At 62.1% G+C, this 19,342-nt stretch carries 19 protein-coding genes and 1 tRNA gene; 11 read left to right on the top strand and 9 right to left on the bottom strand.

All coding sequences use genetic code 11. The features are described from left to right. Positions 1-354 (top strand): heparan-alpha-glucosaminide N-acetyltransferase domain-containing protein (locus CZ203_RS07850; RefSeq protein ID WP_143436170.1); only part of this gene is annotated, 354 nt, incomplete at its 5' end. Between the two features lie 49 nt (positions 355-403). Here CZ203_RS07850 and CZ203_RS07845 read toward each other — a convergent pair. The 4 genes from CZ203_RS07845 to CZ203_RS07830 all read right to left on the bottom strand — a co-directional run bounded on the left by CZ203_RS07845 (position 404) and on the right by CZ203_RS07830 (position 6,466). Further along, positions 404-2,362, bottom strand: a complete 1,959-nt coding sequence (locus CZ203_RS07845; protein ID WP_087065570.1) for a sensor domain-containing diguanylate cyclase — start codon at positions 2,360-2,362, stop codon at positions 404-406. Positions 2,363-2,544: 182 nt separating this feature from the next. Then, positions 2,545-4,902, bottom strand: coding sequence for an S-layer homology domain-containing protein (locus CZ203_RS07840; RefSeq protein WP_087065569.1), 2,358 nt, complete (start codon positions 4,900-4,902; stop codon positions 2,545-2,547). 135 nt (positions 4,903-5,037) lie between these two features. Continuing rightward, on the bottom strand, positions 5,038-5,751 hold the full coding sequence (locus CZ203_RS07835) for a queuosine precursor transporter (RefSeq protein WP_087065568.1): 714 nt from the start codon (positions 5,749-5,751) through the stop codon (positions 5,038-5,040). Then, complete coding sequence (locus CZ203_RS07830; protein ID WP_087065567.1) at positions 5,741-6,466, bottom strand: radical SAM protein; 726 nt, start codon at positions 6,464-6,466, stop codon at positions 5,741-5,743. The genes CZ203_RS07835 and CZ203_RS07830 overlap by 11 nt, the downstream gene beginning before the upstream one ends. A 380-nt stretch (positions 6,467-6,846) precedes the next feature. Here CZ203_RS07830 and CZ203_RS07825 point away from each other — a divergent pair, with 380 nt between their 5' ends. Continuing rightward, positions 6,847-7,146: a hypothetical protein gene (locus CZ203_RS07825; protein WP_087065566.1), complete on the top strand. Its 300-nt coding sequence runs from the start codon at positions 6,847-6,849 to the stop codon at positions 7,144-7,146. A 76-nt stretch (positions 7,147-7,222) separates the two neighbouring features. Here CZ203_RS07825 and CZ203_RS07820 read toward each other — a convergent pair whose 3' ends face one another. After that, the gene (locus CZ203_RS07820) at positions 7,223-7,831 is read right to left on the bottom strand and encodes a hypothetical protein (protein WP_087065565.1); all 609 of its coding nucleotides are present in this window, start codon (positions 7,829-7,831) and stop codon (positions 7,223-7,225) included. Between the two features lie 235 nt (positions 7,832-8,066). On the opposite strand from CZ203_RS07820, the gene CZ203_RS07815 reads away from it, so the two are divergent. From CZ203_RS07815 to CZ203_RS07805, 3 genes are all read left to right on the top strand, one after another. Beyond that, positions 8,067-8,143: transfer RNA gene (locus tag CZ203_RS07815), tRNA-Met, on the top strand. A gap of 150 nt (positions 8,144-8,293) precedes the next feature. Next, on the top strand, positions 8,294-8,518 hold the full coding sequence (locus tag CZ203_RS07810; protein ID WP_087065564.1) for a DUF4177 domain-containing protein: 225 nt from the start codon (positions 8,294-8,296) through the stop codon (positions 8,516-8,518). A 98-nt stretch (positions 8,519-8,616) separates the two neighbouring features. Continuing rightward, positions 8,617-9,375: a 4Fe-4S binding protein gene (locus CZ203_RS07805; protein ID WP_087065563.1), complete on the top strand. Its 759-nt coding sequence runs from the start codon at positions 8,617-8,619 to the stop codon at positions 9,373-9,375. A 250-nt stretch (positions 9,376-9,625) separates the two neighbouring features. On the opposite strand, the gene CZ203_RS07800 is transcribed toward CZ203_RS07805, so the two are convergent. The 3 genes from CZ203_RS07800 to CZ203_RS07790 all read right to left on the bottom strand — a co-directional run bounded on the left by CZ203_RS07800 (position 9,626) and on the right by CZ203_RS07790 (position 12,351). Continuing rightward, positions 9,626-10,009: a metal-dependent transcriptional regulator gene (locus tag CZ203_RS07800; protein WP_087065562.1), complete on the bottom strand. Its 384-nt coding sequence runs from the start codon at positions 10,007-10,009 to the stop codon at positions 9,626-9,628. 260 nt (positions 10,010-10,269) lie between these two features. Further along, the gene (locus CZ203_RS07795) at positions 10,270-11,313 is read right to left on the bottom strand and encodes a zinc-dependent alcohol dehydrogenase (RefSeq protein ID WP_087065561.1); all 1,044 of its coding nucleotides are present in this window, start codon (positions 11,311-11,313) and stop codon (positions 10,270-10,272) included. Between the two features lie 30 nt (positions 11,314-11,343). Beyond that, positions 11,344-12,351, bottom strand: a complete 1,008-nt coding sequence (locus tag CZ203_RS07790; RefSeq protein ID WP_087065560.1) for a Gfo/Idh/MocA family oxidoreductase — start codon at positions 12,349-12,351, stop codon at positions 11,344-11,346. Between the two features lie 272 nt (positions 12,352-12,623). Between CZ203_RS07790 and CZ203_RS07785 the strand changes: the two genes are divergently transcribed. Continuing rightward, a complete protein-coding gene (locus CZ203_RS07785) occupies positions 12,624-13,466 on the top strand; it encodes an AraC family transcriptional regulator (RefSeq protein WP_087065559.1) in 843 nt (280 codons plus the stop codon). 76 nt (positions 13,467-13,542) lie between these two features. Here CZ203_RS07785 and CZ203_RS07780 read toward each other — a convergent pair whose 3' ends face one another. Beyond that, complete coding sequence (locus tag CZ203_RS07780; protein WP_087065558.1) at positions 13,543-13,878, bottom strand: helix-turn-helix domain-containing protein; 336 nt, start codon at positions 13,876-13,878, stop codon at positions 13,543-13,545. A gap of 153 nt (positions 13,879-14,031) precedes the next feature. Here CZ203_RS07780 and CZ203_RS07775 point away from each other — a divergent pair, with 153 nt between their 5' ends. From CZ203_RS07775 to CZ203_RS07755, 5 genes are all read left to right on the top strand, one after another. Beyond that, positions 14,032-14,871 carry a helix-turn-helix domain-containing protein gene (locus CZ203_RS07775; protein WP_087065557.1) on the top strand — a complete coding sequence of 280 codons (840 nt, stop codon included), beginning with the start codon at positions 14,032-14,034 and terminating at the stop codon, positions 14,869-14,871. Between the two features lie 303 nt (positions 14,872-15,174). Next, on the top strand, positions 15,175-16,668 hold the full coding sequence (locus CZ203_RS07770) for a sugar ABC transporter ATP-binding protein (RefSeq protein ID WP_087065556.1): 1,494 nt from the start codon (positions 15,175-15,177) through the stop codon (positions 16,666-16,668). A gap of 16 nt (positions 16,669-16,684) precedes the next feature. Next, a complete protein-coding gene (locus CZ203_RS07765) occupies positions 16,685-17,638 on the top strand; it encodes an ABC transporter permease (RefSeq protein ID WP_087065555.1) in 954 nt (317 codons plus the stop codon). Between the two features lie 30 nt (positions 17,639-17,668). After that, positions 17,669-18,643, top strand: coding sequence for a sugar ABC transporter substrate-binding protein (locus CZ203_RS07760; RefSeq protein ID WP_087065554.1), 975 nt, complete (start codon positions 17,669-17,671; stop codon positions 18,641-18,643). Positions 18,644-18,726: 83 nt separating this feature from the next. Beyond that, the coding region (locus tag CZ203_RS07755) for a Gfo/Idh/MocA family protein (RefSeq protein ID WP_159456424.1) at positions 18,727-19,342 on the top strand (616 nt) is incomplete at its 3' end.

Genomic DNA, 19,342 nt, shown 5'->3' with positions numbered 1-19,342 from the left:
GTGGCGGGCTGCGCCGTGCTGTTCTTCCTTTCCTGGGGCGTGCCGCACGGGTATGCCGGTATTGCGGGGCTGCCGCTCGTGCGCCTGCCGCGCGCGCTGTACCACGGCGCGGCGGCCGCCTTCCTCGGGTTCATGCCGGAGGGGTTCTTTTCGACCGACTACTTCCCCCTGCTGCCCTGGGCGTTCCTCTTTGCCGCGGGGTACTTTATCTGCCGCCTGTTCTGCCGGCACAACCTGCTCGAGCGCTGCCTGTCGCCCGGGCTGCCCGGCCTGGACGCGCTGGGCAAGCGTTCCCTGTTCATTTATGTCATCCACCAGCCGGTGCTATACCTGTGTATGTCCGCCTGCCTGTGAATGCAAACCAAAGCGCCGCCCCCCATGTTTGGGGGCGGCGCTTTTTATATCAGTTCCCGAAAATGGTATACCCGTCCTTGCCGCGCTTTTTCGTGCAGTACAGCGCCGCGTCCGCATTGCGGTACAGCGTGTCGAAGTCCCTGCCGTCGCGCGGCGCGACCGCCACGCCGATGCTGGCGGAAACCTCCCAGCGCATGCCGCCCGATTCATAGGCCACGTGCAGCGCACGCGACAGCTCCTCCGCCTTTTTGGCCGCCCAGCCGGCGTCCGGGACGGGTAGGAAGGCCGCGAACTCGTCGCCGCCGATGCGGCCGATCACATCGCCCTTCCGGAAATGCTGCCGCACCGTATCGGCGAACATGCGGATGACCTCGTCCCCGAACGCATGGCCGAACCGGTCGTTTACCTGCTTGAAATTATCGATATCGAAGATGAAGAAGCCGAACATCCCATCGCCGTCCTCCGCGAGGCGCTGCTCAATATGCTGCTGCGTGGCGGTTTTCGTGTAAAGGCCGGTCATTTCATCGCTCTGCGCCCGCGCCTCCATACGCAGCTCGAGCCGCTTCTCCGCGTCGATATTCTTGCGGTAGGTGAACATATGCACGGACCCGTCCTCCGGCCAATAGTAGATATGCGCGTCGATCCGCATCCAGAAGTACGCTTCCTCCAGGCTTTCGCGCATCATAAATTCATAGCGCAGGTGCGTGTTGCCCTTTTGGAACTCCTGCAGCACGTTTTCCGGGGTAAAGGTGGCGATATAGCCCTCGCGGTGCGCGGGCTTGATCTGGTTCTCCGCGATCACGTGCAGCGCCTTGTCGTACGGCGTGGTGCGCGGCACGCCCAGGCTCTCAAAATAACGCTCCGTGCTGGGGTTCGCCGCGCAGTTGTGCGAAATATTGAGTTCGTAGATATTGTCGTAGAGCTGTTCGGTCGCGTGGCGGAAGGTCTCCTGCCTGTCCTCCGTCAGCCGGGTGATCTGGCGGTTGAAGCCCCGGATCACATAGGTGATGACGATGAGGATGGCCACGATGATGCCCGCGATGATCACCATGGTCTGGAACAGCTGGCGCTGCAGCGCGCGGGTCATGCGCGCGGTGTCCCGCTCGATCACGAGGTGCCAGGAAAGCTCGGGCACATAGCGCGCCACGACGTAGTTCTTGCCGCCCGCGACGGCGGCGTCCTCGACCCAGAAGCTACACGCGTCGGTGTCCCCATGCCAGGAGCAGACCTTGTCGCGCACCGCGTCGCCATAGCCGTATTCGTCGAAAAGGTCGACCTGCTCGTAACCCGTGTGGCTGGTGGAAATCTCGATGTGGCCGGTGCCGTCGATCAGGAATGCATGGCCGCCGAAGCCGTCCTCATACTCCTTGAGCAGTGCCTGCAGGTAATTGATGCGCAGCCCCACCCCGACGATACCGAGCACCTGGCCGCCGTCCCCGTAAATCTTGCAGTTGACGAACACCGTGACCTCGTTATCCGCGTTCGCGACCTCGTCGTTGTCCACATTGAGCGAATAGTCCGGCCCGCCCTCCAGCATCGCGTAATACCAGGCGTTTTCCGGGTTATCGCGCTCCATTACACGGTCGACGCCGTTGAAGTTATAGTAGCGCCCGCTTTCCGCCGAAACGAGGAAAACCGAGTCGTATTCATACTTGCGCCGGTAGGTATCCAAATATTCCTGGATGGTATGTACATAGGCGCCGTCCCCCAGGTTGGCGCGCTCCCCCTCCAGGTAGCCCTTGAGCAGGCTGTCGTTCGCCATGGTCAGGGACACGTTGACCGGCTTGGTCAGGATGGACATCAGCCGGTAATAGATGCCCTCCGAGGTCAGCGCGGAAACCTGTTCGATGTTTTGCAGGGACGCGCTGTAATTGGCTTGGTAGCTCAGGACGGCCGTGGCCAGGAAGCCGATGATGATGACGACGCAGACCAGCAGGTTCGTGCGCATGAGGATCGTGTTTTTGGCCTGGCCGCCCTTCCTGTGGGCGCCTGCCTTGGTTTTGTGCATAAATTGCCCTCCCTACCGCTGCCAGCGCGGCCGTACGGCCCCCGCTTGCCGGAGGCGCGTTTGCAGGGCCGCCGCCCCGGTATTTCTATTATACGCGGCCAGGAGGCCGCTGTCTACAACAATACCGCATACAAAAGGGGCGCGGCCGTAAGGCCGCGCCCCTTTTGCGCATTTTTTAACGGTTATGCGCCAACGCGCATCAGGATCGTCGCCAGTTCGGCGCGGGTCAGCAGGCCCTGCGGGTCGAGCGTGTCGGCCGTCTTGCCGGTGATCAGTTTGGCATTGTAGCAATAATCCATGGCTTCGGCCGCCCAGCTGGAAATCTGGCCGTAATCCTTGTACTCCTTGATCGCCATGCCGCCGTCGACGGGCTTATCCTTCAGGTAGCCGTGCAGCATGACCGCAAGCTGCTCGCGCGTCACGTTGGCTTCCGGCTCGAAGGTCGTGGCGGAGGTGCCCTTGGCAATCCCTTCCTTGACCGCCCAGGCGATATAGCCGTTATAGTAGGCGTCCGCCGGGACGTCGGCAAAGGCCGCCTTGGCGGACGCGTCCGCCTTCGCCATACGGCCGAGGACGGTGACCGCCATGCCGCGGGTCACGGGGTCTTCCGGGCTGAACGCCGTGGCGGAGGTGCCGGTAAACAGGCCCGCGCCGACCGCCTTCAGGATGGAATCCTTCGCCCAGTGGTTTGTGATATCGGCAAAGCTGTTTTCGGCGGGCGCTTCGGTTTCGGCGGCGCGGGAGATTTCCTTGCCGTCATAGTAGCGCTTGCCGTCCGCCCCCAGGGTGTACTTGGAGAAGAAATCGTCCCAGATCATCTCGGCCTCGGCCGGGAGGTAGGCGTGGGGCGAATTTTTGACCGTCGTAAACCTGAAGAGCGGCGCGTCGTCCTTGCCGTTGGTATAGGTCGTGGTCACATAGCGGCCGGTGCTGTCGGAAGCCTGCTTCCCGCTCGCAAGGTCGAGGCCGTTGCGGGGCGTCCACTGCTTGAGGCACAGGTCGTTCGTGTTGCCGGCCTCGAATACGTCGGCGTTGTCAATGTCGTACTGCCCCTTGAACGTCCAGACCGGCAGCGGCACGTCGAGGTCGCCCGCGCCGTCCTTATAGGAGCCCATGGTCAGGCCGACCGGCGCGACCGCCGCGAACAGCCCGGGGGCGTCGAGCGCGAGCGCCCAGGTCTCGCCGGAGCCGTTGGAGTGGCCGGTCGCATAGACGCGGGAAGCGTCGATGCTGTAATCCTTTTCCGTGGCCGCGATGAGCTGGCGCAGGAAGGAAATATCGTCCGGCGTGCCCTCATAGGCGGGGCCGGAATAGTTGTTCCAGTACGGTACCGGGATATTTTCACCGTAGCCGCCGTCCACCGGGTAGGCCTGCGCAAAGACGACGATAAAGCCGTTCTTCTCCGCGACCTCCTGCCAGCGGGTGTCGCCGGTGAACGCGGTGTTTGCGCTCGAATAGCCGTGCATCGCCAACACCAGCGGGACCGCCGTGCCCTTCTTATAAGAGGACGGCACAAAGGTCATCCAGCGGCGGGTAAACCCGTCGACCTTGGCCTCCGTGACATAAAAGCCGTTCTTCTCCGTGTGGTCGACCGTCCACTCCAGGCGGCCGCCCGGGTCGCCCACGAAGCGCTGCACCTTGGCGAGGAACTCGGTATAGAGCGTTTCCACGGAGACCTTGGAGATATTATCGCCCGTCGTCACCCAGACGCGCTGGCGGCCGTTGTCCTTATTGGCATAGGTGCGCTGCGCGTAGGTATTGCCCTTGCCTGCGGCCGCGCCGTTTGCCGCGACCCAGTACGCCTCGACCGCGGTGCTGTTCGCGTCCGCTTCGGGGGACTCGATGATCCATACCGGCACAGGGACGTCCTTGTTCGGGAGCTTGTTTTCGTCGCGCCCCGCAAGGCTGTCGGCCTGCGCGAACGGGTAGCTGTACGCGTCGCCGAGCTTCGCCATCACGTCCGCCGGCACGTTGCTGCCGCCGACCGAGGCCACGCCGCAGAAGATCGCCGGCCAGGCCATCGCGGCCTCGTGCGCGGCCGTGCCGCCCGAGCCGTAGCCGACCAGGTAGAACGCGCGCTCATCCAGGTCGAACGCCGCGTCGATTGAACGCGCCTTGTTGCGGATCGTGTCGTACACCTTCTTGATAAAGGCGCCGTCGTCGCGCGCATCCGCGCTGTACGCGAGGTTCCAGTCCTTGCCGCCCTGCGGCTCCACAAAGACCGCCGCGATGCCGAGCTTGTCCGACAGCGTCACCCAGCCCTTGCCGTCGCCTTCCGCGAAGCCCTTGGCCGTGCTCCCGTTCGGCACCAGCACCATGACGCCGTCGGTGCAAGGCTCAAAGCTGGACGGGATATACACGCTGTACTGGCCGGACACGCCGTCGGCGTCCAGCTTTTGCTCATGGAACATGCCGCTGACCGGCGGCTTGTACGGGGCGTTTGGGTCGACCTTGCCATACTTGGCCGCCGCAAACGCGCTTGTTGCGAGGAACGCCGCCGCCATCCCGAACGCCAGCGCCTGCTTAAGCAGTTTTTTCATACCATGTCCTCCTCCCAGATTGCACCGCGCGTCCGGGCACCTGCGTCCGCCGCGCCTTATTTGATGCAATTGTAACACAACCGCAAATTGTATGCAATGTCAGATTGGACAATTTATACAAAAAGTTTTTGCTGTTTAAAGCATAGAAGCCCGCGCGTCCTGCCTGTCCTTGATGCGGCGCGCCAGGTATACGGCCGGGGTGTCCGCGAGCGCGGTCACAATAAAGATCAGGTAGCTGGAAAGCACGATGGAGCCAAGTGTTCCCAGCGGGTAAACGCCGAGGAAGGCCGCGAAGGTGAACAGGAAGGTGTTGAGCAGCTGGGAGAGCAGCGTGGAGCCGTTGTTGCGCAGCCACAGGAAGCGCCGCGCGTCGCCGAAACGCCGGGTGGTGAACGCCCACCATTTGTGGTACGCCCACACGTCGAATACCTGCACGACGGCGTACACGGCCAGGGAGGCCACCATCAGGCGGGGCGTGTTGGAGAAAATCGACTGGATGCTCGGGAACGCCCAGTCGTTTCCGTTCGGCTGGTAGAGCAGCCAGGACTGCGACACGAGGATAAACAGCAGCGAGGTCGCGATGCCCACGCCGACCGCGCGGTTCGCCGCCTTTTTGCCGGCGACCTCGCTCAGGATGTCCGTCACGAGGAAGGTGCTCGAAAACAGGATGTTGCCGAGCGTCATTTCCATCCCGAACGCGTCCACGAGGAGCAGCACCTCGATATTGGTCGCGATCGTCGCGAACACCGTAAAGCACAGCAGGCCGGTTTCGCCAAACAGGCGGTACCACAGCAGCACCGAGGCGTAAACCACGGCCAGCATGGCAACCAGCAGGATTTCATTCCGCATTTCCCGTCCCCCCTACGCCAAAATCCGTATTTTCCAGCAGGATATCGACCCGCGGGTCGCACATCCAGCGCGGCGCGACCTCGCGCACAAACACCGCCCGCACGGCGGGGTCGGGCTGCACGGGCGCGGTGTTCCCCGTCATCAGGTTGACGCACACGCGGCGAAAATGCCGCAGCCCGGTTTCGATGTCGCGCGCCATGCTTTCCGCCGTCTGGCCGGGCAGCCCGGCCAGCAGGCAGCACTCGTCAAACGGCGCGGCGATCTTGGCCGGGTCGGCCTCGTCGATCCCCTTGTCGAGGTAGCATTCGCGGAACAGCGCGTCGAAGGTCTCCACGCCGATCTTGATGCGGGTTTCCACGCCTTGCGCCACAAAGCGCGCGCGCAGCGCGGGGATGGCCGCGCGGTCCCGCCAGTGGCATTCAAAGTGCAGCGTGTGCACGCCCTTTGCTGTGCAGACGCGGCCGATTTCCGCCATCGTGCCCGCGTCCAGGTCGACGAAGGAACCGGAATTGATGGCCTCGAGCCGCCCATACCGGCCGGTCACCTGCGCCAGCACGGCGCGGTTGAGCGCAAAATTGGCCGCCTCGTCGCGGGAAAAGTCCAGGTGGTAATCGCAGAAGCGGCACCGCCGCCATTTGCAGCCGCTGCCGCGCAGCAGCACGATTTCACGCGGGTTTTTATCGGGTATCGCCGCATACCGGCAAAGTTCCGCCATAAAAAAAGTCCTCCTAAAAATAAAAAAAGGCGCGCCGGAAGGGGTTCCGGGCACCATCAAAAAAGGGTGTACGCCGATCAAAACGCACACCTAGAAGCCCATGGCCACCGCCCCTGTGGGCGCGGCGCATGGTTGTCCTAGTTTTGTTTATAGACAGGATGGTTACGAACTGTCTGTTATGCAATTGCCGGTACAGTATACCGGATGCGCGGGCGTTTGTCAAGCGGCGGCGCGCCTGTGCCGGAGCGGGGTTGGGGATACCGCTCCACCCGCGATCCCCGTTGCGGGCAATCCCATATTATGATACTATGGAACCGGTAGGCCGGGGTGCGCGGTGGCGCACCCCAAGCAGCCATGAACACATCCATCTGAGGTGGGCTATGGAATTAACTGTACTTCTACGCAAAATAGAAGCCCGTCCCCAACTCTATGTCGGGGAAGCCGGGATATACGGCCTGCGGCACTTTTTGTGCGGCTACATTATGTCGGAAAAAGAACACTGCCCCGCGTATCATGACTGGCTATTTTCAGATTTCACCGCTTTCCTGGCGGAAAAGTACCAAGATAACCGCGGCCTTGATTTTGCTTCGCTCATTGTTGCAAATGGGACGGGCGGAAATCCGACCGATATTTTCTTCCAGCTTATCCGCGAATTCATAGGTGCGGCTGAAATGGGATAGGAAGGCCGCAGCTTCCGTGCGGCTCCCCACGCGCAGAAAAAGCCCGGACGGCCTGTCCGGGCTTTTTTAATATGCCTTAGTGGAAGCTGCACTTGATGAGGTAGATGCGGTCGAAAGCCGCGGACTGCTCGGCGTTGCTCGCCGGGTCGAGGAACACGTTCTTGACAAAGGTGCCCTGCGTCTTTTCCGCGTCGCCGTAGGCCAGGTAAGCGAGCGTCATATCGCCGCTTGCCGGGATGGCCTGCCGATCCGCGATTTCAATGGAGCTGGTTTTTGTCAGTTCGGCGACCGGCTCCACCACGTCGCTGCCGAAGGCGCTGATGACGCTGCCGTCCTTATCGCAGACCGCTGCGCTGAAGCGGTGATCCGCGCTCAGCATGACCGCGAGCGAACCCTGGTTGTTGCCGCCCTTTTCCGCGTTGGACGGGATGGTGCATTGCAGGTTCGCCGCGTTGCTGATCTTTTCGCCGTTTTTGTACGCCTCTACCGTAACGGTGATGGTCTTATAGGTGCTGTCGGTTTCAAAATCATACATAAAAATATCCTGGCTGCCGACCAGCATCTGCTCGCGGGCGGTCAATGCGGTAGGCACGATGGTATTTGTAGTAGTCTCTTTTTCTTCGCCGCAGGCGGCCAGGGATGCGATCATTATTACAGACAGTAATAAACTGACAAGTTTTTTCATTTAGATATCCCCCGTTTCTCGTAATCTTTGTTAAAATTATATAATAGATTGCAAAAGGGTGCAAGTAAAAAGCGGGAAATCCCTGTCAAAATGCTGAAATTTGCCGCACCGCGCTGGCAAATACGTCCAAAAATAAATTCCTGAAAAATATGCTTGACAATGCCTATACGCCATGCTATTATATATAAGCACCACAAATCAAGGGCATTGTGGTTTGCTGTACACAGTTCCATATCGCGGGGTGGAGCAGTCCGGTAGCTCGTCGGGCTCATAACCCGAAGGTCGTAGGTTCAAATCCTGCCCCCGCAACCATTGAAAAGGCTGATTTCGATAAGAAATCAGCCTTTTTCTTGTATTAACGCCCCCGCCCGCAGTCCCCTTCCCCTTCTGGCGGGTCCCTCCGCCGCCAAGCCACAATGGGCAGGGCGCGCCGCGGGCGGGGCACTGAAAGGAAGGGCCATGATGAAACGGTATGTGTATAAATTTGTGGAGATCCCCGCAAAGGGCGGCCTCAAAACAAAGCCCGGCGAGGCTTTTGAGGCATGCAAGCAAGCCATTTTGACGGAAGCGGCGCAAGGGTGGCGGCTCAAACAGGTCGTTACGCCGTTCCATGAAAAGATGGGGCTGTACAGCGCGCTGGGCTACCAGGTAATTTTTGAAAAAGAAGCAGGCGCGGACGAAGGATAAGGCGCGCGGCATGCGGCCGTAAATTGACAGCCCCTCCTCGCAGTGCTACACTTTCCTTATATGTGTATTGGAAACTTGGTTTCAGGAGGAGGGGCATTATGCTTAAGTCGTTGACATTCCTATATTTCAGCCCGACCGGCGGCACCTACCGCGCGGCGAAGGCGCTGGCGCAGGGGCTTGCGGAAGAGGTGCGCGAAGCCGACCTGTCCGACCCGGGGGTTCCCGGCGCGGCCTTTGGGGAAGATGACGTGGTGCTGGCCGCCGTACCGGTATTCGGCGGCCGTGTGCCATCCTGCGCGCTCACGAACCTTGCGCGGTTCCAGGGCGGCGGCGCGCGCATGGTCACGGCGGCGGTGTATGGCAACCGTGCATTTGAAGACGCGCTGCTGGAACTGAACGATTTTGCAACGCGGCAGGGGTTCCGGGTCGCGGCCTCCGCGGCCCTGGTTGCGGAACACTCGATGGTACACGCGGTCGCCGCCGGGCGGCCGGACGCGCAGGACCGTGCGCAGGCCGCCGGTTTTGCGGCGCAAATCCTCGGGCGGCTCGCGTCGCCGGACGCGGGAGGACCCGCCGTCCCCGGCAACCGGCCTTACCGCGAATGGAAGCCCATGGCCGTGCCCGCGGTCTCGGATGCTTGCACGGGCTGCGGGCTGTGCGCGGAAAAATGCCCCGCCGGGGCGATCCGCCGGGACAACCCGCGCGAGACCGACCCGTCCGCCTGCATCCTGTGCATGCGGTGCATTGCCATATGCCCGCAGAAGGCGCGCGCCCTGCCTGCGCCGGTGGCAGACATGCTGACGCAGAAGCTTTCGCCGCTTGCCGGTGTCCGCCGGGAAAACGAACTGTTCCTTTGATGGGCATACATCGGAAGGGCGGGCTGGGGATCTCCCCAGCCCGCCCTTTTACACGGGGACGCAGGCCGCGCAAGGCCTGGCGCCTGTCACGCGGTATCCGGCGCGGCGTACCTGCAAGATGGCAAGCAGCCCCGCTTGTCATCGGCGCGCCCATCGGGCTATTGGTTAGTTTGTGCTAATCCGTGTGTTTAACACCGCCCCGGCACGCCGCTAGCCAGACGCGCGCCGGGGCGGGGGACGGTTTGCATTTTTATTCCGGACGCGGCGGGTTTTTGCGCTGCGCATGCTCCTTGATCCGCTGGAAGGTTTCATCGCTCAGGTCGTGCTCGACCTTGCAGGCGTCCGCCGCGGCAACGTCCGGGCTGACGCCGAGCCGGATGAAAAATTCACACAGCAGGCGATGGCGCTCATAGATGCGCTCGGCGATCTCCCGCCCTGCGGGAAGCAGGGACAGGTAACCGTCCTTGTCCATTTCAATATAGCCGCTTTCCCGCAGCTTTTTCATCGCGACGCTGACGCTGGGTTTGGAAAAGTGCAGCTCCCCCGCAATATCAATCGACCGCACCGCGCCATGTTCCTCGGAAAGGCGCAGGATTGCCTCAAGATAGTTTTCCGCCGATTCATGGATGTTCATAATCCCCCTCCCTTCTCGCTTGATAACAGCCTACCACAAACCGTGCGCCAATGCAAGGCGGCCAATCCGTGCGCTTTCCCGTTCAGCGNTTTCTGTCTTTTAAACACATCTAGGTGGGAAGAAGAGAAAGATGGGGGGGGGCCGGGTGGGGGTGCGGGGGGCGCAGCGCAACGGGGTACCAAAACGGGCGGGCGCCCCGCGGGGAGGGGGGGGCGCCTGCCGTTTTATGTTTTGCGGGGAAGGGGGCGCTTGCGTGCGTATTAATCGGCGAACGGGTCCAGTATGACCTCCAGCGCCTGGCCGCGGCGCATGGCCTCCAGCCCCTCTCCAAAGCGGCTGAGGGGCAGCCGGTGCGTGATCATCTTGGTGAAGTCGGCCGCGTGCGTATTGAGCAGGTTCGCCACGTTCTGCAAGGTATTGTTGCCGATAAAGTTGCCGTAGATCGTGATGCCGCGCGCCGTGATGTCGTTTTGGCAGACCGTTTGGGTCGCCGCGGCATTCTGGCCGAACAGCAGGATGCTGCCGCCCGCCTTGACGCAGCGGATCGCGTCGGGCAGCAGGCAGCCCACCGCGTCGACGACGATGTCCGCGCCGCGGCCGTCGGTCTCCGCGAGCACCTGCCCCTGCAGGTCCTCCCCGGCGGGGTTGATGACGCGGTCCGCCCCCTGGCCGATCGCATACTTGGCGCGGAACCCGCTCATTTCGGAAACGAGCACCTTGCCCGCGCCGCACTTGCGCAGCAGCGTTGTGAAATACAGGCCGATGGGGCCGCCGCCGAGCACCAGGACGGTATCGCCGGGCATCACCTTGAGCTTCTTGACCGCGCCCATGACGCAGTTGACCGGCTCGGCAAAAATGGACTGGTCGAGCGGCAGATCCTTGGAGATGCGCACCATCTGGGTTTCCGGCGCTACCGCGTACTGTGCGAATACGCCGTCGATATGTACGCCCATGGAACGCATATCCGTGCACAGGTTCGCGTTGCCGGACAGGCAGGCCGGGCACACGCCGCAGGGCAGGTTGTTGTCCAGGATCACATGGTCGCCCACCCGGAGCGCGCGCACTTCAGGGCCGGCCTCCACGACCTCGCCCACGCACTCGTGGCCGAGGATGATGCCGGGCACGCCGGGGACGCGCTGCGGCTCCGCCAGGATGGCGACGTCCGTGCCGCAGATGCTGGCGCCCAGCACCTTGATCTTGACGTCCTTTGCGCCCTTGATTTGCGGCTCCGGGCGCTCGGTGTACTCGTACTTGCCGATGGCCGGGAACGTGACGGCCTTCATCATCTTGTATGCGTTTGACATGGTTTTATCTCCTTTGGCAGGCAATGCCGTTTACTTCTTTTTCCCGTCCAGGTAGGCCTGGTGCAGCTTGAGGCAATACTTGAGGCTCATGGTGCCGTCGTGCGCGGTGGTCTCCGGCGTGCGGCCGGTGACGACGCAATCGACAAAATCGTCGATCTCGGCGGCGAACGCCTCGCCCCAGCGCGCAAGGAAGCTTTCCTGGCATTCCTCGACATAGCCGCTGCCCGTGAACGCGGACAGGTAGTTTTTGCGCGGCACGGAATTGACGCGCAGCGTGCCCTTGGTGCCGACGATCTCGCTCTCCACGTGGCTGCAGGTCGCCGTGCGGCCGACCTGGATATACGCCGTCGTGTTGTTGTCGAACCTGGTCAGCGAAAAGCCGTTGTCATAGTCGTTGTAATCGGCCAGTTCGGTGCAGACATAGGCGTCGCCCGACGCAAAGCAATCGACCGGGTCGCCCTCCAGGAACCAGCGTGCAAGGTCGGTATCGTGGCTGCCCATCTCGATAAACCACGGCACGTAGATGCCCTTCTTGACGCCTTCGAGGTGCGCGGGCAGGACGGAGGCCGGGTCGAGGGACACGCCCTTGAACAGGATCGGCTTGCCGATCGCGCCTTCGCGGATCTTGCGCTTGGCCTCGGCATAGGACGGGTCGAAGCGGCGCATAAAGCCGACCGTAAAGCGCTTGCCGACGTTCCCGGCGACGGCCTTCTCGATCTCCTCGCAATCCTCAATGGTCTTGGCCAGCGGCTTTTCGCAGAAAATATGCTTTTTCGCTTTGCAGGCGGCCAGGCAGGCCTCCTTGTGCGCGTCCGCGCCGGTCGCGACCACGAGCGCGTCGATCTCCGGGTTTTCCAGCATCGCCTCGACACTCGTATAACCGTACGGGACGTGAAACTCCTCCTGCGCCGCCTTGACCTTGCCCTCCGTGCGCGCGCAGACCGCGACGACCTCCGCCCGCGGGTTGCGCTGCAGGTTTGCCAGGTGCATGCGCCCCATGCTGCCGATGCCGACCACGCCAAAACGTACCTTCTCCATGAAACATCCTCCTTCTCGCTGCCCACAGGCCTGTGCAAAACGCGGCTGCTTGTACCGTACAACAAAATATGATTACCGTCCTGCATCTTCCGGAAGCCTGTGGGCAAAACACTTACCGCACGCATTTAAAGGGCTAAAATTTTATTTTAGGCATCCCTTGCGTTTCTCATGGTTGTATAGTATACTTTTCCTCAGGAAAAAGCACTACATAATGTCAATCTAAAATATTAAAAAATAATACTTTTTAAATCTAGGGAAGGGGGCGTGTCCCCATGCTGGACGAAGCCGGCGTCCTGCCGGATTCCGTACGCTATTACCACGAGGCCGACCCGTTTACGGCGGAGCACCTTTTCTGGGTGCCGCATGCGGGCGTATACCATTGCAGCCGCGCCTACGAGGTGCGCCGCGCCTCGCTGGACGCGTACCTCATGCTGCTCGTGGACGAGGGCGCGCTCGCGGTGGAGTACAGCGGGCAGACGCAGACGGCGCATGCGGGCGCGGTCGTGCTGCTCGACCGCCGCCGGCCGCACCGCTACTACGCGGCTGCGGACATCCTGCGCATGCGCTGGTTCCATTTTTACGGCGCGGGCAGCGGCGCGTACACGGCGCACATCCTGCAAACGCACGGTTTTGTGCTGAGCGCAGTGCAAAACGCGCAGATTGAACCGTGTTTCACGCAAATTATGGCCGCGGTACGGCAGGGGCAGCCCCATCCACACCGCCTTTCGGTCGCCATCCACACCCTGCTCGCCCTACTGGCCGAGCAGGCCGAGCAGCGGGACAAAAGCGGCGTGGAGCAGGCGGTACAGGCCTCGGCGGACTTCCTCGACCAGCATTTTGCGGAAAAGGAGCTGACCATCGAGCACCTCGCCCGGATGTGCGCGCTCAGCACCTGCTATTACCTGCGCAAATTCAAGGAGTTCCAATCCGTCACGCCCCACCAGTACCTGCTGGCCGCCCGCCTGCGCGCGGCCAAGCAGCAGCTTACCACCACCTCGCGCAGCATCGAGGAGATTGCGTCTCGCTGCGGCTTTTGCAACACCTCGCATTTCGTCATGGCTTTCCGCAAGGACACCGGCATGACGCCGCTGCGGTTCCGCACCCTCTGGAAATGAGACATATTAAAAAGCGGTACCCCGCCCACGTTTGTGGACCGGGTACCGCTTTGCTTATCCATGATGCAGTTTTGGATCAGTCGCTCAGCTCCGCGAGGTCGCGGATAATCTGCAGCAGCACCCCCTGCGCCTTGGGGGAACGCGCGCTGATCAGGTTGTAGCATTCCGCCGCCACGCGGTCCGCGCCGCCGTCCGCACCGCCGAGGTTGACGAACAGCTTTTCCATCGGCAGGCCGAGCGCCGACGCGACCTTTTCCACCGTTTCGATGGTCGCATTCTTTTCGCCCCGCTCCAGTTGCCCGATGTAGGTGGCGTGCAGCCCTGCCTTTTCCGCCAGCGCCTCCTGGCTCATACCGGCCTGGCGGCGGTAGGCGCGGATGCGCTCGCCGATAATCTTAATGGTGTCGGTCATGTATTTCTGTCACCCCTACAGGTTTAATACTACAAGTATATTTTACCAAAGAAAACAGACTATTGATATTTAAAGAAGGGTATCCTATACTATAAATATTAAAATAAGGTAAAAACAGATTATAAATCTATCTCGGACACCGTGGAGGGCAACATGAAATATAAGCAGGATGGCGTTTTGCCCGGCTCGGAAATTTATCTGCACATGCCGTCGGAGTTTGCAAAGTCGGCGCTTTTTTACGTCGAGGAGTGCGGGGCGTGCGCGCTGTCGGAAGACCTCTTCATCCAGCGGCCGTGGTTTGACATGTTTGAAGCGTTTTACATCAAAAAAGGGAATATGGAGTTCCGCTGCCTGGGGCGCACCTATACGGCCGGGCCGGGCGATATCGCGCTGCTGGACTGCAAATGCACGCCGCACTATTTCCGCTCCCTGACCTATAGCGAGGAGGAGTGGTTCCACTTTAACGGCTATGCGTGCGAAAAATATTTTGAGATTTTCCGGGAGACCGGGCAGTTCGTGTATTCCGGGGAGGCGTTCCCGGCCGCGGTCGCGGGCATCCACAGCGTGATCGAGGAGGCGCGCCGCACGCCGGTCAACGAGCACCGGGTTTCGGTCGGTGTGGCCACGGTGCTGGCCGAACTGGCCGCGCCGGGCAACGCGCTGCTGCAGGCGAACGACCCCGCCGTGCTCGAGACCGTGCATTATATGGAGGGGCATTATGCGGAGGGGCTGACGGTCGCGGCGCTCGCCGCGCGCGTGCGCCTGAGCCAGGCGCACCTGATCCGCCGCTTTAAAAAGGCGACCGGCAGCACGCCCTATGAGGCCCTGCTGCACATCCGCATCCGGCAGGCCAAAAAGCTGCTGCTGGACGCCACCCTCCCGGTCGAGGACGTTTCCGCCGCCTGCGGCTTCAACAACGTGGGCAGCTTTATCCGCGCATTCAAAAAAACGGTGCAGATGACGCCGCTCCAATACCGCAAAACGCCGCTGTAACGCGCCGCCATGGCTTTGCCGCCGTGGCGGCTTGTTTTTTTGCCCGCCGCGCCGCCGAAAACCGGGGGATATTTTTATACAACTTTTTGCATGCAAAAATCAATATCTGTCAATCAGAGGTCAAAATCCGTGTTGTGCAAAACGGCCACCATTGGTAAATTATAATAAAACAGACCCAGCAAAGGAAAATCATTTTGTATGTTAAGACGAAAATAGGCGGCCTGAAGGAGGAAGCGCAATGATCAAAATTGGAAACTGCCCGGATGCACAGGGCAGCCTGCAATAGGCGGAAAGGAGGGCGTTATGGGGGAACGGATTCTCGAGATGGAAAATATCACCGTGCAATTCCCCGGCGTGCTCGCGCTCGACGGCGTGCATTTTGAGGCATACCGCGGCGAGGTCAACGTCCTGCTCGGGGAAAACGGTGCGGGCAAATCCACCATCATGAAGGTGCTCGCGGGCGTCAATACGGGCTACACCGGCACCGTGCGCTACAAGGGCGAGGAAATCGTGTGCAAAAGCATCCATGAGCAGATGGGGCGCGGCATCAGCATCATCTTCCAGGAAACCAACCTGCTCGGCAACCTGACCGTCGCGGAAAACATCTTCCTCGGCGCATACTGCACCCGCAAGGGCGGCGGCGTGGACTGGAAGCGCATGAACGCCGGGGCGCGGCGGCTGCTCGACTCCATCGGGTCGGACATCCCCGAGCGCGCGCCGGTCTCCTCCCTCAGCGTGGGGCAGGCGCAGATGGTCGAGATCGCCAAGGCGCTGCGCACGCAGGCCGATATCCTGATCATGGACGAGCCGACCTCGGCGCTGACCGAAAAGGAGGTCGAAGGCCTGTTCCACATCATCGCACAGCTCAAGGCGGCGGGCGTGGCGATCGTGTACATCACGCACCGGCTCAAGGAGATCCTGGAGATCGGCGACCGGCTGACTGTGCTGCGCGACGGCAAGTCCATCAAATCCCTCCCCGTCAAGGGGCTGACGGTCGACGATATGGTCGAATTGATGGTCGGCCGCGACGTGAGCGAGCAGTTCCCGCGCATCCCATGCACGCCCGGGGGCGCGGTGCTCGAGGTGCGCGGCCTGACGCGCGCCGGCGTGCTGCATGAAGTCTCCTTCGAGGCGAGGGCGGGCGAAATCGTATGCTTTTACGGCCTGATGGGCGCGGGGCGGACCGAGCTGATGCGCGCCATTTTCGGCGCGGACAAATACGACGGCGGGCAGGTGCTCGTGGACGGCAAACCGGTGCCGGCACGGGGCTGCCGCGCCGCCAAGGACGCCGGCATCGCGCTGCTGACCGAGGACCGCAAGCGCCAGGGGCTGATTTTGGGCGACGCCGTCGGCCGCAACATCGCGCTGACCAACCTCGGCGGCGTGATGAACCGGTTCGGCCTGTCGGCCAAAAAGGAGGCCGCGGTATGCGGCGCGCTGGCGCAGTCGGTACGCGTCAAGACGCCCTCGCTGCGCCAGCCGGTGGGGCTGCTGTCCGGCGGCAACCAGCAGAAGGTGGTAATCGCCAAGTGGCTCAACACGGCCTCGCGCGTGGTTATCTTCGACGAGCCGACGCGCGGCATCGACGTGGGCGCGAAGGTCGAGATTTACAAGATCATGAACGAGCTGAAGCGGCAGGGCAAGGCGGTCGTCATGGTGTCCTCCGAGCTGGTGGAGGCGATCGGCATGTGCGACCGGATGTACGTGATGCACGACGGCCGCATCACCGCGCAGTTCGACAGCCCGGAGGGGCTCACCGAGGAGGCCATCATGAAAGCCGCGGTCGCCACGGCGTGAGGAGGGGAGATACGACATGAAAGATAAACTGAAAACCAGCCGTGCCCTGCATTTCGACCAGCTGCCGATCCTGCTCGCGCTGGCGGCGCTGTGCGTCGTCATGAGCGTCCTGTCAGGGGATTTCCTGTCGCAGTACAACGTGGTCAATATCCTGCAGCAGACGACGATCAACGCCACGCTCGCCATCGGCATGACCTTTGTCATCATCACGGGCGGCATCGACCTCTCCGTGGGCTCGATCCTGGCGTTTTCCGGCATTTTCCTCGGCATGATGCTCAAGGGCGGCGTGCCGGCGCCCCTGGCGATCGTGCTCTGCCTGCTGATCGGCTGCGCCTGCGGCCTGCTGAACGGCGCGCTGGTGGCCTACGCCAAGCTCCCGCCCTTTATCGTGACGCTCGGCATGCTGAGCATCGCGCGCGGCCTGGCGCTAATCATCGCGGGCGGCAAGAACAACTCGACCTTTTCCGCGGGGTTCCGCGCGCTCGGTACCTACCGCATCGGCGGGGTGCTGCCGATCCAGGTCGTTTTTGTCATTATTTTGTACCTGGCCGCGCATTATGTGCTGCGTTTCCGCAAGGCCGGGCGTTACCTGTATGCGATCGGCGGCAACGAGGAGGCGACGCGGCTTTCCGGCGTCAATGTGCGGCGGTACGTCGCGGCGGCCTATGCGGCCTGCGGCCTGGCGGCCGCATTCGCAAGCGTTATCCTGACGGCGAAGCTCAATTCCGCGCAGCCCTCGGCCGGCGACGGGTTCGAGCTGAACGCGGTGGCGGCGGCGGTCATCGGCGGCGCAAGCCTGTCCGGCGGCTGCGGCAGCGCCTCCGGCACGCTGCTCGGCGCGCTCATCATGAGCGTGCTGGCAAACGGCCTGACGCTGCTGAACGTCAGCTCTTACGCGCAGCAGGTGGTCATCGGCGCGGTCATCATCCTGGCGGTGCTGCTGGACGTGGTGCGCAAACGGAAGTCATAAAATAAACCGGCGGAAAGAGGAGGAACAGGCATGAAAAAGGTAAGACGGTTACTCGCAGGGGCGCTCGCCCTCACACTGGCGGCGGCGCTTTTTACCGGCTGCGGCGGCGGGGACGGCGCGGCGGCGGACGGCGCGCACAAGTATAAGATCGGCTTTGTGCTCAACACGCTCGAGAACGATTTTTATATCACCATGCGCGACGCGGCGCTCGACTACCAGGAACAGGCCGGCAACGCGGAAATCATTGTGCAGGCACCGGAAAAATTTATCGACGTAAACGACGAGGTTGAGATCATCGAAAACCTGCTCGCCAAGAACATCGACGCGCTGGTCTTCTCCCCCGCCGACGGCACGTCCTTCCTGCCCGTCATGCAGCAATGCAACGAAATGGGCATCCCGGTCATCCTGATCAACAACACGATCGACCAGGAAGCCGCGGCCGAGCAGGGCGTCGAATACACGAGCTATGTCGGCACGAATAACGTGCAGGGCGGCAATATCGCGGGCGAATTTGTCAAGGAGCAGTACCCGGACGGCGCGGAAATCGCGATCCTGACCGGCTCCCCCGGCGTACAGGCGGGCGACGAGCGCGTGCAGGGCTTCAAGGATATCTTTGCGGGCGATCCCAAGTACCGGATCGTGGCGGAACAGACGGCGAACTGGACGCGGGACGAGGGCTACGACGTGGCGCAGAACATCATCCTGGCCAACCCGGGCGTCGACGTGTTCTACTGCGCGAGCGACCTGATGGCGTTCGGCGCGATGGAAGCCATCGACCAGATGGGCAAATCCGATTCCATCAAGGCCATCGGCTTCGACTGCTCGGACGAGGCGAAGGACCTCATCCGCCAGGGCAAGCTGCTCGGCTCGGTCGCGCAGTACCCGGACGATATGGCGGTCAAAAGCCTGGAGGCGGCGCTGGCCGTGCTCGAGGGCGGCACCGTGGACAAGTATATCGCCACCAAGATCGACATGCCGACAAAGGCGGATTTGGAAGCGCAATAACGTTGGGGACGCAGGGGGCGGCGGGGCAAAGCCTCCCGCCCCTCCCCTTTTTCACGATGACAGGCATGGAAGGGAGTGCTATAATGAAAGAACTAAGGGTCGGGCTGATCGGTACGGGCGCGATCGGGCGCGAACATATCAAGCGGCTGTGTGAAAAGGTGCATGGCGTGCGCCTCGTTGCGGTAACGGACAAGTTCCCGGAAAGCGCACGCGCGGCGGCCGCCCCGTATGGGGTGCGCGTCGAACCGGACGAACAGGCGCTCCTAAGTGCGGCGGATATCGACGCGGTGGTCGTCACCTCGTCGAGCGCGGCGCACGAGGCGGCGGTGCTGGGGGCGGTGGCGCGCGGCAAGCCGGCCTTCTGTGAAAAGCCGCTTGCGGACACGGCGGCAGGCTGCCTGCGCATCGTGGAGGCTGAACAGAAGGCGGGCAAACGGCTGGTGCAGGTCGGGTTTATGCGGCGCTACGACAAGGGCTACCGCGAAATAAAGGCGATCCTGGAAAGCGGCCGCCTGGGCGCGCCGCTGATCGTCCATTGCGCGCACCGGCTGCCCGCGATGGACGACGAGGGCTTTACCGCCGCCATGCAGGTCACGGACGGCATCATCCACGAGATCGACATCCTGCACTGGCTGGTGGACGACGTCTATACCACGGTACAGGTCAGCTACCCCAGGCGGGCGCGGGCAAGCCGCGGCG

Origin of the sequence: Intestinibacillus massiliensis (genome assembly GCF_900155735.1) — a bacterium.
GTDB lineage: Bacteria > Bacillota > Clostridia > Oscillospirales > Butyricicoccaceae > Intestinibacillus > Intestinibacillus massiliensis.
Note: the sequence above shows the minus strand (reverse complement) of the source record. Positions and strands in the feature narration are given on the sequence as shown.

Bases quoted from the DNA above. Each gene is read 5' to 3' on its own strand.
- CZ203_RS07790 (WP_087065560.1), bottom strand. From the start codon at position 12,351: ATGGAGAAGGTACGTTTTGGCGTGGTCGGCATCGGCAGCATGGGGCGC.
- CZ203_RS07835 (WP_087065568.1), bottom strand. From the start codon at position 5,751: ATGCGGAATGAAATCCTGCTGGTTGCCATGCTGGCCGTGGTTTACGCC.
- CZ203_RS07810 (WP_087065564.1), top strand. From the start codon at position 8,294: ATGAAACGGTATGTGTATAAATTTGTGGAGATCCCCGCAAAGGGCGGC.
- CZ203_RS07775 (WP_087065557.1), top strand. From the start codon at position 14,032: ATGAAATATAAGCAGGATGGCGTTTTGCCCGGCTCGGAAATTTATCTG.
- CZ203_RS07820 (WP_087065565.1), bottom strand. From the start codon at position 7,831: ATGAAAAAACTTGTCAGTTTATTACTGTCTGTAATAATGATCGCATCC.
- CZ203_RS07785 (WP_087065559.1), top strand. From the start codon at position 12,624: ATGCTGGACGAAGCCGGCGTCCTGCCGGATTCCGTACGCTATTACCAC.
- CZ203_RS07805 (WP_087065563.1), top strand. From the start codon at position 8,617: ATGCTTAAGTCGTTGACATTCCTATATTTCAGCCCGACCGGCGGCACC.
- CZ203_RS07780 (WP_087065558.1), bottom strand. From the start codon at position 13,878: ATGACCGACACCATTAAGATTATCGGCGAGCGCATCCGCGCCTACCGC.
- CZ203_RS07770 (WP_087065556.1), top strand. From the start codon at position 15,175: ATGGGGGAACGGATTCTCGAGATGGAAAATATCACCGTGCAATTCCCC.
- CZ203_RS07845 (WP_087065570.1), bottom strand. From the start codon at position 2,362: ATGCACAAAACCAAGGCAGGCGCCCACAGGAAGGGCGGCCAGGCCAAA.
- CZ203_RS07795 (WP_087065561.1), bottom strand. From the start codon at position 11,313: ATGTCAAACGCATACAAGATGATGAAGGCCGTCACGTTCCCGGCCATC.
- CZ203_RS07825 (WP_087065566.1), top strand. From the start codon at position 6,847: ATGGAATTAACTGTACTTCTACGCAAAATAGAAGCCCGTCCCCAACTC.
- CZ203_RS07840 (WP_087065569.1), bottom strand. From the start codon at position 4,902: ATGAAAAAACTGCTTAAGCAGGCGCTGGCGTTCGGGATGGCGGCGGCG.
- CZ203_RS07760 (WP_087065554.1), top strand. From the start codon at position 17,669: ATGAAAAAGGTAAGACGGTTACTCGCAGGGGCGCTCGCCCTCACACTG.
- CZ203_RS07830 (WP_087065567.1), bottom strand. From the start codon at position 6,466: ATGGCGGAACTTTGCCGGTATGCGGCGATACCCGATAAAAACCCGCGT.
- CZ203_RS07765 (WP_087065555.1), top strand. From the start codon at position 16,685: ATGAAAGATAAACTGAAAACCAGCCGTGCCCTGCATTTCGACCAGCTG.
- CZ203_RS07800 (WP_087065562.1), bottom strand. From the start codon at position 10,009: ATGAACATCCATGAATCGGCGGAAAACTATCTTGAGGCAATCCTGCGC.